This window comes from Lentzea rhizosphaerae (assembly GCF_042649515.1).
In the GTDB taxonomy this organism is placed as follows: Bacteria; Actinomycetota; Actinomycetes; order Mycobacteriales; family Pseudonocardiaceae; genus Lentzea; species Lentzea aerocolonigenes.
In genome coordinates this window covers 1-14,137 of sequence record NZ_JBHRZI010000032.1, presented here as the reverse complement: position 1 = coordinate 14,137, position 14,137 = coordinate 1, and the positions used below count along the sequence as shown (strand labels likewise).

Sequence of the window (14,137 nt, the reverse complement as noted above, 5' to 3'; positions counted from 1 at the left end):
CGTCACGCACCTCCTGACCTCGCCGCGGTGACCGGTTCGGCTGCTTCAGCCGCGTCGGCGACAGCTTCCGCGGCCGCCTCACTGGCCTGGGCGATGTCCTTTTCGGCCTGTGCGACGGCCGTGCGGGCGGGGTCGGCCGGCGTGGCGGCGGCTGACCGGGGCAGCACCTCGGCAAAGGCCTTCGACACGTCACGCAGTGCCGTGGTGACCTCGCTCGGGATCACCCAGAACGTGTTGCCCTCTCCCTTGGCCAGCTGGGGCAGGACCTGGAGGTACTGGTAGGCGAGCAGCTTGGGGTCCGGGTCGTTGCGGTGCACGGCCTGGAACACCTGGTCGATCGCACGTGACTGTCCTTCGGCCCGAAGGATGTCCGCGGCTCGATCGCCCTCAGCCCGGAGCACGGCGGCCTGCTTGTCGCCCTGGGCGGTGAGGATCTGGGACTGCCGTTGTCCTTCGGCGGTGAGGATGGCGGCGCGCTTGTCCCGCTCGGCGCGCATCTGCTTCTCCATCGCGTCCTTGATGGTCTGCGGCGGGTCGATGGCCTTGATCTCCACGCGGTTGACGCGCAGACCCCATTTGCCGGTGGCGTCGTCGAGCACGCCGCGCAGCTGGTTGTTGATCGTGTCGCGGGAGGTGAGGGTCTTCTCGAGATCCATGGATCCCACGACGTTGCGCAGGGTGGTGACGGTGAGCTGTTCGACCGCCTGCAGGAAGCTCGCGATCTCGTAGGCCGCCGCACGGGGATCGGTGACCTGGAAGTACAGCACCGTGTCGATCTGCACGACCAGGTTGTCCTCGGTGATCACCGGCTGCGGCTGGAACGAGACCACCTGCTCCCGCAGGTCGATCGCCGGGTAGACGCGATCGATGTAGGGGATGACGAAGTTGAGCCCTGGGGTGAGTGTGCGCTGGTAGCGCCCGAGGCGTTCGACGTTGCGGGCGCGTGCCTGCGGCACGATGCGCACCGCGCGCAAGACGGTGAACGCCGCGAAGATCGCGAGCACGAGTCCGGCGACGAGCAGTGTGGACATGGCTCACTCCCGTGGGTAGACGACGGCGATGCTGCCGTCGATGTGCAGTACGTCGACTGTGCTGCCGGCGGGGATGACGAGCGACTCGTCGTATGGGCGAGCCGTCCAGTCCTCGCCGCGCAGGCGCACCAGGCCTTCGTGGTCGTTCACCTCACGCAGCACGTAGGCGGAAGCGCCGACCAACGCCTCGACGCCGAACCGTTCGAGCCGGGGTTGCAGCATCATTCGCTTGGCCCACGGTCTGGCGAACACCACACCCGCGGCGGACACGACGCTGAAGACCACGAGCTGACCGGGAACCGGCAGACCGATCGCCGCCGCACCCGCCGTGACGAACCCCGCGACCGCGAGCATGCCGAGTGCCGCGGTCAGCGAGAAGATCTCGGCGATGGCCAGCACGAGCGCGATGATCAGCCAGATGAGCCAGGGATCCATGGTGCGACCCTCCTTCGGTGGAGGTACGCCTCAACGCGTGACGTCTCCTCACCATCGTGGATCCGATCTCGTCCGGCGGAAAGGCACGCGCCCGGCCAGTTGGACGGGGGTTGCCTGCCGGAGTCCGGCAATCACGGGGCCTGGCCTCGCCGAGGCCAGCCGAGCAGACGTGCACCGAGCACCGCCACCTGAAGCGTGAACGCCTGGGCGGGATCGTCGGCGCGGTAGCCCGTCAGTTCACGGACGCGTTCGAGGCGGTAGGTGACCGTGCGGACGCCGACACCGAGGGTCTTGGCGGTGGCGGTGGTGACGCGCCCGGAACCGAAGTACACGCCCAACGTCTCCACCAGGCGTTCAGCGCCTCCACGAGCCCCGCGCAACGGCTCGAGCACCGCGGTGACGAGTTCGCCGAGCGCCGCGCTGTCCCGCAGAAGCACTTGGTAGACCAGGAGATCCGCGGCTTTGACGAACCGTTCGCCCAGATCGAGGCGATCGGCGAGGTCCAGCGCGTTGCGCGCTTGCTCGAAGGAACGGGCCGCACCACCTGGACCCGATTGCGGCTGGCCGACGCCGACCCTCCACCTGGAGCTCCGCCCCACAACCTCGCCGATCTGCCGGGCGAACTCCTCAGGTGCGTCGGCGAGATCATGCGGGACCACGCACACCAGGAGGCCTTCGCGCGCGGCGACGAGCACGTGACGCGAACTGAACCGAAGGCTCATCGCGGCCTGGACGTTCGACATCGCCGTCCCCGACGCCACGAACGGCTCGGGCGTCCACGCTGCCGCGACCACGTTCTGGCCGGCGAGCCGCAGCCCGTACCGTTCAGCGCGTTCCGCGAGCTGGCCGACATCGCGTCCGGTGAGCAGGTCGTCGATGAACTCGCGGCGCAGCGACCCCTCGGTGCGCATCGTCCAGCGTTGGGTCTCCTCATATCCCTTTGTCAGCTCGCCGACCGCGTCCTCCGCCGCACGGAACACGGCCTCACCGACTCTCTTGACGGCCTTGGCGTTGTCCGCTGATTCAACGCCAGGCAAGGTCGTCCACGACCGCCAGGTCTGCGTCAGGTGCTGTTCGATCAGCTCGCTCAGCGGCACACCGCGCTCGGCCGCCTCGGCACCCGCACTGCGCAGTTCGTGCCGTTCATTGGTGGCGAGGGTCCTTTCCGCAACGCTGATGTCCCTCAGCGCCTGGAGGAACACCGGCGCGGCTTCTGCTCGTCGCTTTGCGCGCCTTACCTTGCCACTTCCCTTGCGTTGCACGGCGACCACCATCCTTTATGGATGTTCGGTATCAGGCGGCGAGTTTTTCGGACGCAGGACCGGCGTATCGCTGGACCATGAGGTCCTGGACTTCGCTGCGGGCCACTCACCGCGCTCGGCTGAAGCACTCCATGCGTTCCGCTGAGATGCGCTGGGGATTCTTGCCGTGGATTCCGTCGGTCAGCTCGATGCCGGTGGCGACACCATCCGCGTCCACCGTCACCGAGACGGACTCGTCGGTGGTGGACGCGGTGCCGCGTGCTGTCGCGACCAGACGCAGCAACTCGCACAACGCGGCCGCGTCCTGTGTGGATAGGGCTCCAGCGGCCCGACGAGGTGTGCAGCACCAGCGCAAGAGCGCCGTCGCTGCTCTTCACGGTGACCGACACGTCGCGGAGGTTGCCGAAGGACACGCCTGCATCGAGCCGGCTGCCGGAGACGCGGATCGTCCAGTCGACTCGATCGGTCCCGATCGCGATGCGGGACAGATGACCGTGGAACACGAGCCGCAGCGGGGTTGCACCCAGCTCGGGAACCGGTGAGTCGAGCAGCGAACGATGCGCCCTCCGCGAGAGCGACCACGCCGAACCCGCACTCAGCAGGCCGACGGCGAGCAACGTCTTCACCACCACGGCGGCCCCGGCCGCGGACCGAACGGCGATTCCGAAGCCGGGAACCACGCCGAGCACCAGCTGGCTGCCGGTCATCAGCACCGTCGCTGGAAACCAGGATGCGGGATCGGTCAGGCCGTCGCGGCGCAACCAGACCACGAGCGCGATGACGGACAGCGAGGCCGCGAGGGCCGGGATCGCTGACCACCACGACATTGCGGGGACATCAAGGCGGGGTAGCAGCGCGGAGGGCAAGCAGACCAACCCGGTCAACGCGGGCAACGCCGCCATCGAGACCAGGACGAGCGTTCTTGCCCGGTGCCAGCGTGCTGCCAGCGCGAAGGCCACCTGCGGACTGTCGATCATCGGAATCATGCGCGGAGCGAATACCACGACACACCTCACCCCAAGAGATTCAGCGGCATGAACGCCTTGCAAGACAGAAGAAAGAAGAGCAACTCGGTATCCGAGTGCCCGCTAGGCCGGACGAACGCGCGGATCAGCGTTCGGGCGGATGTCCCGTCTTGCCGGACCGGGGAAAGGAGAACACGGAGGACAATCGCAGCCGGGGCATGGCACCTCAAGTCGCATAGCCGCCGCCACCGTGTTGTGACGAACGGGCCGACCAGGCTTCCCGGCGCTCCACCCATCAAGATGCCGTAAAGACACGTTGAAGGCAAACCCAGGTGACGTGGATGCTCAGGTCGAGCTGGCAGCCGACGCGCAAAGATGGCGTAAAGATCGCGTCGGAGCGGGGTCTGTCCAGGTATTGATGAGGCGTGGCGCGCTGAGGAGCCGCGTGTCATCGCTCGGTCTCGCCGGGTGCGTCCTGGACCCCTGCGTGGTGGAGCTTGGTGACGTCGCTGTCGAAAGCAGCGTTGATGAGGCGACGGCTGGTGCCGAGCCTGCGGCATCCCGCGCGAGTCGTCGTGCTGGCGTTCGCCGTGGCGGCGCTGATCGGCACGGCGCTGCTGATGCTGCCAATGGCGACGGAGTCTGGTGCCGGCTCCGATCCGGTCGCGGCGCTGTTCACCGCGGTGTCGGCGATCTGCGTGACGGGACTCGTCGTGGTGGACACCCCGACGCACTGGTCCACTTTCGGCGAGGTGGTGGTGCTCGCCCTGATCCAGGTGGGCGGCTTCGGCATCATGACGCTCGCCTCGCTGCTGACCTTGCTGGTCTCGCGCCGCCTCGGTCTGAGGATGCAGCTCACGGCCCAGGCGGAGACCAAGACCCTCGGGCTGGGCGACGTCCGCACCGTGGTCGGTGGCGTGATCGTGGTGAGCCTGGTCGTCGAGGCGGTGACGGCGGTCCTTCTGGGGCTGCGGTTCCTGATCGGGTATGGAGAATCTCCGGCGCGGGCTGTCTACCTGGGGATCTTCCACGCGGTGTCGGCGTTCAACAACGCCGGGTTCGCGCTGTACACCGACAGCATGGTCGGGTTCGCGGCCGATCCGTGGATCTGCCTGCCGATCCTGTTCGCCGTCATCGCCGGAGGACTCGGCTTCCCGGTCATCTTCGAGCTCGTGCGCCGGCGCAACCGCAAGCGGTGGTCACTGCACACGCGGATCACGGTTCCGGTCTACTTCGGACTGCTGGTGCTCGGCACACTCGCGGTCCTGGTGCTCGAATGGGGCAACACCCTCGGCCGGCTCGAGGTGCACGACAAACTGCTGGCAGGTGTCTTCCACGGCGTCATGCCGCGCACCGCGGGCTTCAACAGCCTTGACGTCGGTGCCATGCACTCGTCCACCCTGCTGATCAACGACGTGCTGATGTTCGTCGGCGGCGGCAGCGCCGGCACGGCGGGCGGTATCAAGGTGACCACCTTCGCCCTGCTCGGCTTCGTCATCCTCGCCGAGATCCGCGGCGAGCCGACCGTGCACGTGATGAACCGCCGGATCACCGACCAGGTGCAGCGGCAAGCGCTGACCGTGGCGCTGCTCGGCGTCGGAGCCGTGATGGCCGGCACGATCGTGCTGCTGTCGATCAGTCCGTTTCCTCTCGACGACGTGCTGTTCGAGACGACGTCAGCGTTCGGCACCGTCGGCATGTCCACCGGCATCACCGCCCAGCTGCCCGCCACCGGTCAGCTCGTCCTGATCGCGTTGATGTTCATCGGCAGACTCGGGCCGATCACCCTCGCGTCCGCACTCGCCCTGCGCGACCGCGCTCGGCGCTACGAACTCCCCGAGGAGCGACCTGTTGTCGGATAAGCAAACCTCACGGGTCGTCGTGGTCGGCCTGGGACGCTTCGGCAGCTCACTGGCACTCGAACTCACCGCGCGCGGAACCGAGGTCCTCGGCATCGACTCGAACCCCAAGATCGTCCAGCAGCACGCGCAGGAACTCACCCACGCAGTAGTCGCCGACACCACCGATGCGGAGGTGATGAGACAGCTCGGCGTCGACCAGTTCCAGCGTGCCGTCGTCGGCATCGGAACCGACCTGGAAGCCAGCATCCTCACCACCGCGCTGCTGGTGGACTTCGACATCCCGCACATCTGGGCCAAGGCGGTCAGCCGCCAGCACGGCCGCATCCTGCAACGCATGGGCGCCCACCACGTGGTGCTGCCCGAGCACGAGATGGGCGAGCGCGTCGCTCATCTGGTGACCGGCAGGATGCTGGACTTCATCGAGTTCGAGGACGACTACGCGATGGTCAAGACCCGCGCCCCAGCAGAGGCCGTCGGTATGCCGCTCGACCAGAGCCGTCTGCGGTCGAAGTACGGAGTGACGGTGGTCGGAGTGAAGCGGCCGGGCGAGGGCTTCACCTACGCCACCGCGGACACCGTGATCAACCGAGGCGACGTGCTGATCCTGGCCGGCCGGACCTCCGAGGTCGAACGCGTGGCCGACCTCACCTGACACCGGTAGAACGCCACACCCACGCCGCGCTACCCAGCCGAAGGTCGCGACAGGACGTTTGCAAGGCTGTGGAGATGCGCCGATTCCTGTTCGACTCCGGTGGTGTGTTCCGCCCGTGGGCCCTCGTCGGCATGTTGGTGGTCGTTCCAGTCGTCGTGCTCGCGTTGGCTTCATGGGGTGGATGGGCGGGGCTGATCACCATTGCCGTGATCATGGCCGGCGGTCTCGCCCTCATCATCCGCAGTGACGGCTGAGCCCGACGGTCTCATCGAAAGGACCTCGCAAGGTTGCACAGTGCAGGCTTCCGGCACACTACCGACGCGGACACATTCGGTCGGGGTGAGCGTCCGCGCCAGACCACTCCGGGGAGAACGGGTACCGGCCGGAGGATCGGAGGCCGGTACCCGTTCGGTGCGGACGAGGGCGGGGCAACCTGCGACGCGGAGACGTCGTTGAGGTAGTAGCCGATTGGGGAGCAGGCATGAGTTCGCGCACCGTGCTCATCGGCTACAACGTCCGCGGTCGACGGGTCCTCGCTGCCTTGCGTGAAAGTGGGTGCACGACTGGCTTCACCGTGGTCGAATCCGATCCCCAGCGAGCGGAACAAGCCGTCATGGCCGGCGTGCACGCGGTAGTAGGTCCGTGCTGGCGTCTACGCACATTGTGGTTGGCAGGCGCACACACCGCTGACCACGTCGTTGTCGCGGTGCCGGACGACGACATGGCACAGCGGATCATCTCAGCGGTGCGTTCGATCAACGAGGATGCCACCATCACTGTCGTCCACAGCTCGAGACGACCACAGGTGGTCGAACACCTCGGCGCCGATCACGTCGCGAACGTGAGTCAAGCCTACGAGTGGGCTCCTGATGCGGAGTGCCCGCACGACAGCGGCCATGCGTTCGCTGATCTTGAGTGGACGGTCGCGGAACGCGCCGTGACGCACGACGAGATCGGATGTTCGCCGCTCCACTGTCGGCATCAAGTGCTCGCCGTGGTGCGGCACGGTCAACGGCTCTGGGCCGAGGACCCGGCTGTCGCGGTGTTGTGTGGCGAGGACAGGTTGCTCGTGGTGTGCCCTGGGCCGCCCCAAGCGTGACGAAGCCGATCGGCTCACCATCGCCGAAGCGCAATGAACTCGAAAGGTCGCCTGCCTCCGAGTCGATGATCGAATTCGGTCAGTCGCGGATACCGTGCGAAGAGAGCACAGCAGGACGGTGCCGTGCTTGTTCGGAAGCGCCCAGCTGATGACCGCCGGTGACAGCCCAGCGGCAATCGTGCTCGACCTGGTCGTCGAGCCGACCATCAATCTGTCGGCGATGCGCGGCCGCCTAGCCACGGCACTGCACGATCTGGGTGAAGACCACCTTTACGACGTTGTGCTCGTCGTCACCGAACTGGTGAGCAACGTCCTGGACCACACACCCGGCACGGGGCGACTCCGCGTCTTCCGGCACACCACACGGTGTGAGATCACGATCGAAGTCGACGACAGGTCACCCGCGCGACCAGTACACGGGCATTCACGACTCGGTGGCACCAGAGGTCGAGGCATCGTGGTTGTCGACAACGTCGCACGCGAGTGGGGCATCCGTCCACTGCCTGACGGCGGCAAAACGGTGTTCGCGTCGGTCCCCTGCCCAGACGCCGTGAACTAGCCCGGCTCATGGCGGTCCGCACGCTTCGCAGACGCGTCAGTGCGAGCCCGTCAGCTGGCCGGACAGCTTGGTGTGCAAGTGCTCGCTGTGCGGGTTGAGGCCGACGATCTCGGTCTCGATGCCGCGTGAGGAGAACTTCGCGGTGACGGCATCGAGGGTCGCGACCGCGGAACTGTCCCACACGTGTGCGTCGGAGAGGTCGATGACCACTTTGGACACTATGTCGGTGTAGTCGAAGGAGTGCATGAGTTCATTGGTGGAGGCGAAGAACAGCGCGGCGGGCGAAGAAGATCGCTGAGAGCAGCGCGCCGGCCAGGACACCGAGTGCGAGGTTGTGGGTGGCGACCACGGTGCCGACGGTCACGACCACCACGGCGGTCTCGCTCTTGGGGGTGCGGCGCAGCGTCGAGATCTTGATGCTGGTCCAGTCGAAGGTGCTGATCGACACGAAGACCATGACGGCGACGAGTGCGGCCATCGGGATCAGCGAAACGACGGGACCGAGTACGAAGACCAGGATCAGCAGGAAGACGCCGGCGGCGAGGGTGGACACGTGATTACCCATTCTGGCACGTCAGGTGCGGGCCGCTGCAGCAGTGGCCGTGCGTCAGACAGGAGTGTTGGGTGCCTCGTCCGCGTTGCCTTGGCGAGCTCGCGCCTCCTGCCGTCGTCGCCGGTCGAGCAGCCACATCGCCGGTGACGCGGACAAACCGTGCACGAGAATGGAACCGATGACGACGAGTCCGACGACGCGCCACACGACACCGTGGTCGGAGAACTGTCCTTCCTGGAAGGCGTAGGTGACGTAGAACAACGATCCCACGCCCCGAACACCGAAGAACGAGATGACAGCGCGTTCCCGCGGCCCGGTTCGACCGCCGAGCAGCCCCAGCCAGCCGGTCAGTGGTCGTACCAGCAGCAGGATCACCGCGGCGATCGCGATCTCCTGCCAGCTGACGCCGGTGAACAAGCCGGTGGCGGCCGCACCGCCGAGCAGGAAGACGATCAGGACGGTGAGCATGCGCTCGGCCTGTTCGACGTAGCGGTGCAGGACCTGGTGGTAGCCGTGGTGCCGTTCCGCGGCCCTGATCGTGCAGGCGCAGACGAACACGGCGATGAACCCGTATCCCTCGGCGAGTTCGGTGAGCCCGTAGGCGAGGAAGGTGGCGGCGAGTGCGACGAAGCCCTCCGCGTGCTCGGCGAGACGGAACCTCTCCGACGGCACGGAGAAGAACAGCTTGCCCAGCAACCAGCCCACGAGGCCGCCGATGGCCAGTGCGGCGGCGGTGCGCCACAGCACGTCCACGGCGAGCCAGTGTGCAAGCCACAGTGACGGCGCGGCTCCCGCGACGCTGATCGCGATGGCGGCATGGGTGAACGGGAACGCCAAGCCGTCGTTGAGCCCGGCCTCTGAGGTGAGCGCGAACCTCGCCTCGTCCTCGTCGGAGCCCGGGTTCTCCGCCGGTTCGGCGGCCTGAACCTCACTGGCGAGCACGGGGTCGGTGGGCGCGAGCGCCGCCGCGAGCAGGACGCTGGCCGCGACCCCGAGGCCCAGTGCACTCCAGCCGAGCACGCCGACGCAGACCACGGACAGCGGCATCGTGATCGCCAGCAACCGCCAGGTGCTGCCCCAGCCACGCGCGCTGACCGCCCGGTTCAGGGCGAGACCGGCCCCCATCAACGAGATGATCACGCACACTTCGGTCAGGTGCAGGAGCGCGGCGCTGTGCCGGGCGGGATCGGGGTCGGGTAGCGGTTCGACGACCGTGAAGGTGAGCGCGCCCGCGCCGAGGAAGAGCATGGGCATGGAGATCGGCGCGCGGTCGAGCAGCCGCGGCAGCAGGGCGGCGGCGAGCGTTGCCAGCCCGGCGCCGGCGTACAGCAGGGGAGCCGGGTCCACAGTGCGCCCTTCCGGTGTGTCAGGGGAGCGCACCAGATACCCGGTCGGAGACGTGCTGAAACACAGCGGAATCGGAGGTCAGCCACGACTGCGGCGAGTCAGCGTGACCAGCAGCCCGCTGCCGATCACCGCAGCCGTGGTGCTGGCGGCGAAGACGCCCACTTTGGCCTGAGTGACCTGCACCGCGTCGGTGTAGGCCAGATCGGCGATGAACAGCGACACCGTGAATCCGATTCCCGCCAGCGCTGCCACACCCCAGACCAGACGAGGCGGCACGTCGCTGGGCAGTGTGCCGATGCCCAGTCGCAGCGCCAGCCACGTGGCACCACCGATGCCCACGACCTTGCCCACGAGCAAGCCGACCACGATCGCCCACGCCACCGAGCTGCCCGCCGCGTCGCCAAGGGCTCCTCCGCGCAGGTCCACTCCCGCGTTGGCGAGAGCGAACAACGGCACGACGAGGAACGCGCTGATCGGATGCAGTCCGTGTTGCAGGTCGCCGAGAACGTCACGTCCGCTCACCGGCCGGGCAGGCGTCATCAGGCCCAGCACCACCCCCGCGATCGTGGCGTGCACTCCAGAGTGCAGCGTGGCATACCAGACGAACAACGCCACCGGAACGTAGAGCAGGATCGAAGCGACCCCGAACCGGCGCATCGCCGCGACCACGATCAGACCGGCCGACGCGGCAAGGAGCCACCCGTGCTCCAGACTGTCGGTGTAGGCCACCGCGATGATCCCCACCGCGATGATGTCGTCGACGATCGCCACCGACAACAGGAAGAGCTTCACCCCTGCCGGTATCCGTGATCCCAACAGGGCCAGCACGCCGACGGCGAACGCGATGTCGGTGGCCAGTGGGACACCCCATCCTCGTGCCTCCGGTCCGCCGCCGACCACCAGGAGGAACAACACCGCCGGCAGGACCACTCCGCCCAAGGCCGCCAGTGCGGGCAGCATCGCCGCGCGCCGATCCTGGAGCTCGCCCACGACGAGTTCGCGCTTGATCTCCAATCCGACGACGAAGAAGAACAGGGCCATCAGCCCGTCGTTCCGTCGTTCACCCAATGCCGCAGGTCCTCTGTCACCGCCACCGGACCGGAGCCGATCGTCAGACGGAATCGCCACAGCCCTTCGTAGCCGGCCGCCGCAGCGCTGTTTGCCCACACCAGGGCGGCCACAGTGGCCAGCAGCAGCACAACACCCCCGGCCGCCTCGTCGTGGACGAATCTGCGCAGAGGGTCCACCACCCGCCGCATCAGCCCGGAGTCTGTTGTCTCACTGCTGTCCGACAAACATCCTCCTCCGTACCCGCCGCTGAAAGGTGCGTTCTGGAGCCAACAGCTGTTGTGTCTTTTGTGGATGGCTAGATTCTGGCCTCGTCGCGACCTGTGCCCTGCTCGCCTTCGTCGTCCCCGTGGACGGTCGCAATCTGCGTCGTGGTCGGCAGCGTGAGTCGCAACGAGAAGCCGACGAGTGCCATCAGAACGCCCATTACGGCGAGCGGCCAGCTGAACAGCATGCCCATAAGTCCCATACCGCAGCCCACCACCGTGATGGCGGTGGCGCACCTGGCCAAAGCCCGCGTGCTGACGAGCAATCGTTCGGGATTCATCCGTGCGGTCAACGTCGGATCCTCTTGCTTCAGTGAGACTTCGATCTCGCGCAGGCGCCGCTCCTCGTCGCGTTTCATCGTGTTGATCACTCCTCTCCGCCAGGTCTGAGGACCTGACCTTCACCATCACCCGGACTCCACCGGAGTGACCAGGCCCTTGTCATGCGAAGAAGCGGCGCCTTCCTTGCCTGGAAACGGCAAAGAAGTACCGGGCGAACCGGCGCCTCGTGTCACACACCGTTCCTTGCCGGGCAACGGCAGGGAAAGCGCCGTGCTGGCGGCCCGCTTGCGCCCTGTCCGGTGGCCACGGCCTCCGCCACGATGAAGACAGGCAGGCATCACTGGCGCGCGTTGAGTTGCGCAGTGAGAACACCCGACGGCGAGAGGAGGTTCATGTCTCTTGAGACCCCGCGATCACGGACGCTGGTGCAACTGATCATCCCCGTCAGCGCGGGACTGACGGTCTGGACGTGGTCCGGATTCCTCGAGGGGGTGCTGGTCGCTGTCGTCGCCGCCGTCCTCGTGCTGAGCCACATCGCGCGCCGTCGGGCCCGCGAGCAGCTGATCTATCGGCGCGCGACCGATCACGCCGGCCACGCAGTCGGTCCCCGGGACCGAAACGAGCCGCAGGACTGACATTCGCCGCCCGGTGAAGACCGCAACCGGCTTCGCCTTGGGCACACGTAGGGAGGATCATGTCTGCGTCCGTAGAGCCGGTGGTCGTCGCCGGTGTCGACGGTTCGGATGAAGCGGCGCGCGCTGCGGTGTGGGCCGCGCGTGAAGCTGACAGCAGGTCGTGCCCGTTGCTGCTGGTGCACGCGCTGCGCTGGCCGCTCTACGCGCCCGCGTACGCCCCGTCGGGAATGACCACGCACACGGAGGAACCGTTGCAGCACCAGGCGGAGAGCATGCTCGCAGACGCGATCGCGAAGTGCCGGGACCATGTGCCGGGTGCCGAGGTGCGGTGTCGAGTGGTTCGTGGAGATCCGACCGGCGTGCTGCTCGAAGCCGCGCGCGACGCGGAACTCCTCGTACTGGGTTCCACTGGCGTCGGCGGTGTCCTGCGGATGCTCATCGGATCCACCGCCGCGGAGCTGGTGCACACCAGCCACAAACCCGTCGCCGTGGTTCGGGGGACCGACTGGCAGGACCGAGCGCGAACCGAAGACACAACCGTCCGAGTGGTCGTCGGCGTCGATGGCTCGGACACGAGCCTGGGTGCGGTCGAGTTCGCGTACGACTTCGCGGCACGACACGAGGCCGAACTGGTCGCCCTGCATGCCTGCAGCGACATCCCGATCGACACACTGCCCCGTGTCCAGACCTCGGGTCTCGACGACTACATCGACGAGGGACGCGACGTGCTTGCGCGCTCCATCTCCGACAGTGCACGGCGCCACCCGCTGGTACCGACCCGGGAGGTGGTCACCGCCGAGGATCCCGTGGAGTCCCTGCTCGAGCAGGCGGAGGGAGCCGCACTCGTGGTCGTCGGCAGCCACGGCAGGGGAGCGGTCCGGCGCGCACTGCTCGGCTCGGTCAGCCACGCCGTTCTGCACAAGGCGCCGTGTCCGCTGGTCGTCGTGCGAACCCCGGAGGTGGCTCGGTGAACGTGACCGTGTCTGACCGTCGGCTGCTCGTGCCTCTCGACGGTGAGATCGACCTGCTGACCGCACCCGTGCTGGGAGCCGGGTTGCAGAGGTCCCTGGAGCAATCGCCGCGACAGCTGGCGGTCGACATGTCCCGAGTGAGTCTGCTGTCGGCTGCGGGGATCACGATGCTGCTCGAAGCCAAGACGGCCGCTGACCGCCTGGGTGTCGCGCTGATCCTCGTGGACTGTCCGCGTCACGTCCGCCGGACGCTGCGGATGACGGATCTGCACGAGTTCTTCGAGCTGGATCCGGTCGTGCAACCGTCGGAGGAACCTGTGGGGTGCCAGAACTCCGCACACATGCGTTGAGCTGGGGTGGTCTGGCGCTGTTGTTCGGTCGGCATGATCGTCGGCGTGGCGCTGCGACTGCTGTACCTCATCTTCGCCGAGCTAGGTAGCTGGCTGGTCCTGCTCGGTCGGTCTTCGGCGGCGAAGGACGTCGAGTCGTTGGTGTTGCGGCATGAGGTCGCGGTGTTGCGCCGTACTCATGGTCGTCCGCAGTTGAATTGGGCTGACCGCGCTGTGCTGGCCGCGTTGGTGCGGCGACTACCTCGCTGGCTACGAGAGCACCGGTTGGTGTCGCCGAGCACGGTGTTGCGGTGGCATCGGCGCTTGGTCGCCAAGAAGTGGACTTACCCGAATTGGAGTGGCCGCCCGCGGGTCGACGAGACGGTAGTGGCGTTGATCGAGCGTATGGCGCGGGAGAACACGAGCTGGGGTTACCGCCGGATCCACGGTGAACTGCTCAAGCTCGGCCACCGGACCGCCGTCTCGACTGTTCGCCGGGTGCTGAAGCGGCTTCGGATTCCGCTGTCGCCGACCCGGGATACCGACACGTCGTGGCGGCAGTTCCTGCATGCTCAGGCGGCGAGCATGTTGGCGTGCGACTTCTTCCACGTCGACTGCGCGGTCACGTTGAAGCGGGTGTACGTGTTCTTCGTGATGGAGGTCGGTACTCGCTATGTCCACATCCTCGGCGCCACCACCAACCCTGACGCTGCGTGGACCACGCAGCAGGCTCGCAACTTCGTCATGGAGCTGGACGACCGGTGAGGTTCACCCCGAACGGTGGACAGGGGCGTAAGAAGTTCAGGCAGCTGCTCGGAGTG

General features: G+C 67.1%; 19 protein-coding genes. 9 read left to right on the top strand and 10 right to left on the bottom strand.

Going from position 1 to position 14,137, the window contains the following annotated elements; all coding sequences use genetic code 11:
• Window positions 1-2: 2 nt before the first annotated feature.
• The 4 genes from ACFOWZ_RS36830 to ACFOWZ_RS36815 all read right to left on the bottom strand — a co-directional run bounded on the left by ACFOWZ_RS36830 (window position 3) and on the right by ACFOWZ_RS36815 (window position 3,714).
• Window positions 3-1,031: an SPFH domain-containing protein gene (locus ACFOWZ_RS36830; RefSeq protein ID WP_382378563.1), complete on the bottom strand. Its 1,029-nt coding sequence runs from the start codon at window positions 1,029-1,031 to the stop codon at window positions 3-5.
• Window positions 1,032-1,034: 3 nt separating this feature from the next.
• Window positions 1,035-1,466, bottom strand: a complete 432-nt coding sequence (locus ACFOWZ_RS36825) for an NfeD family protein (RefSeq protein WP_382378562.1) — start codon at window positions 1,464-1,466, stop codon at window positions 1,035-1,037.
• A gap of 131 nt (window positions 1,467-1,597) precedes the next feature.
• Window positions 1,598-2,668: a PucR family transcriptional regulator gene (locus ACFOWZ_RS36820; protein ID WP_382378561.1), complete on the bottom strand. Its 1,071-nt coding sequence runs from the start codon at window positions 2,666-2,668 to the stop codon at window positions 1,598-1,600.
• A gap of 32 nt (window positions 2,669-2,700) precedes the next feature.
• Window positions 2,701-3,714, bottom strand: a complete 1,014-nt coding sequence (locus ACFOWZ_RS36815; RefSeq protein ID WP_382378560.1) for a hypothetical protein — start codon at window positions 3,712-3,714, stop codon at window positions 2,701-2,703.
• A gap of 506 nt (window positions 3,715-4,220) precedes the next feature.
• On the opposite strand from ACFOWZ_RS36815, the gene ACFOWZ_RS36810 reads away from it, so the two are divergent.
• From ACFOWZ_RS36810 to ACFOWZ_RS36790, 5 genes are all read left to right on the top strand, one after another.
• A complete protein-coding gene (locus ACFOWZ_RS36810; RefSeq protein ID WP_382378559.1) occupies window positions 4,221-5,555 on the top strand; it encodes a TrkH family potassium uptake protein in 1,335 nt (444 codons plus the stop codon).
• Window positions 5,542-6,207, top strand: a complete 666-nt coding sequence (locus ACFOWZ_RS36805; protein ID WP_382378666.1) for a potassium channel family protein — start codon at window positions 5,542-5,544, stop codon at window positions 6,205-6,207. Before ACFOWZ_RS36810 ends, ACFOWZ_RS36805 begins: the two co-directional genes overlap by 14 nt.
• A 74-nt stretch (window positions 6,208-6,281) precedes the next feature.
• Window positions 6,282-6,461 carry a hypothetical protein gene (locus ACFOWZ_RS36800; protein ID WP_382378558.1) on the top strand — a complete coding sequence of 60 codons (180 nt, stop codon included), beginning with the start codon at window positions 6,282-6,284 and terminating at the stop codon, window positions 6,459-6,461.
• A gap of 227 nt (window positions 6,462-6,688) precedes the next feature.
• Window positions 6,689-7,306, top strand: coding sequence for an NAD(P)-binding protein (locus ACFOWZ_RS36795; protein WP_382378557.1), 618 nt, complete (start codon window positions 6,689-6,691; stop codon window positions 7,304-7,306).
• A gap of 127 nt (window positions 7,307-7,433) precedes the next feature.
• On the top strand, window positions 7,434-7,865 hold the full coding sequence (locus ACFOWZ_RS36790; RefSeq protein WP_382378556.1) for an ATP-binding protein: 432 nt from the start codon (window positions 7,434-7,436) through the stop codon (window positions 7,863-7,865).
• A 36-nt stretch (window positions 7,866-7,901) separates the two neighbouring features.
• Here the strand turns inward: ACFOWZ_RS36790 and ACFOWZ_RS36785 are convergent, their stop codons facing one another.
• The 6 genes from ACFOWZ_RS36785 to ACFOWZ_RS36760 form a co-directional block, all read right to left on the bottom strand.
• Entirely contained in the window at window positions 7,902-8,111 is a 210-nt protein-coding gene (locus tag ACFOWZ_RS36785; RefSeq protein ID WP_382378555.1) for an STAS domain-containing protein, read from the bottom strand.
• A gap of 4 nt (window positions 8,112-8,115) precedes the next feature.
• A complete protein-coding gene (locus ACFOWZ_RS36780) occupies window positions 8,116-8,430 on the bottom strand; it encodes a hypothetical protein (protein ID WP_382378553.1) in 315 nt (104 codons plus the stop codon).
• A gap of 42 nt (window positions 8,431-8,472) precedes the next feature.
• Window positions 8,473-9,765 carry a cation:proton antiporter gene (locus ACFOWZ_RS36775; protein ID WP_382378552.1) on the bottom strand — a complete coding sequence of 431 codons (1,293 nt, stop codon included), beginning with the start codon at window positions 9,763-9,765 and terminating at the stop codon, window positions 8,473-8,475.
• A gap of 78 nt (window positions 9,766-9,843) precedes the next feature.
• A complete protein-coding gene (gene nhaA / locus ACFOWZ_RS36770) occupies window positions 9,844-10,833 on the bottom strand; it encodes a Na+/H+ antiporter NhaA (RefSeq protein WP_382378550.1) in 990 nt (329 codons plus the stop codon).
• Complete coding sequence (locus ACFOWZ_RS36765; RefSeq protein WP_382378549.1) at window positions 10,806-11,024, bottom strand: Na+/H+ antiporter NhaA; 219 nt, start codon at window positions 11,022-11,024, stop codon at window positions 10,806-10,808. Before ACFOWZ_RS36765 ends, nhaA begins: the two co-directional genes overlap by 28 nt.
• 107 nt (window positions 11,025-11,131) lie before the next feature.
• On the bottom strand, window positions 11,132-11,458 hold the full coding sequence (locus ACFOWZ_RS36760; protein WP_382378548.1) for a DUF3040 domain-containing protein: 327 nt from the start codon (window positions 11,456-11,458) through the stop codon (window positions 11,132-11,134).
• A gap of 348 nt (window positions 11,459-11,806) precedes the next feature.
• On the opposite strand from ACFOWZ_RS36760, the gene ACFOWZ_RS36755 reads away from it, so the two are divergent.
• From ACFOWZ_RS36755 to ACFOWZ_RS36740, 4 genes are read left to right on the top strand one after another with little or no spacing between them, the layout of a single operon-like run.
• Window positions 11,807-12,016, top strand: a complete 210-nt coding sequence (locus ACFOWZ_RS36755; RefSeq protein WP_382378547.1) for a hypothetical protein — start codon at window positions 11,807-11,809, stop codon at window positions 12,014-12,016.
• A gap of 59 nt (window positions 12,017-12,075) precedes the next feature.
• A complete protein-coding gene (locus ACFOWZ_RS36750; RefSeq protein WP_382378546.1) occupies window positions 12,076-12,987 on the top strand; it encodes a universal stress protein in 912 nt (303 codons plus the stop codon).
• On the top strand, window positions 12,984-13,337 hold the full coding sequence (locus tag ACFOWZ_RS36745; RefSeq protein ID WP_382378545.1) for an STAS domain-containing protein: 354 nt from the start codon (window positions 12,984-12,986) through the stop codon (window positions 13,335-13,337). The genes ACFOWZ_RS36750 and ACFOWZ_RS36745 overlap by 4 nt, the downstream gene beginning before the upstream one ends.
• Before the next feature lie 45 nt (window positions 13,338-13,382).
• The gene (locus ACFOWZ_RS36740) at window positions 13,383-14,081 is read left to right on the top strand and encodes a hypothetical protein (protein ID WP_382378544.1); all 699 of its coding nucleotides are present in this window, start codon (window positions 13,383-13,385) and stop codon (window positions 14,079-14,081) included.
• Window positions 14,082-14,137 lie beyond the last annotated feature (56 nt).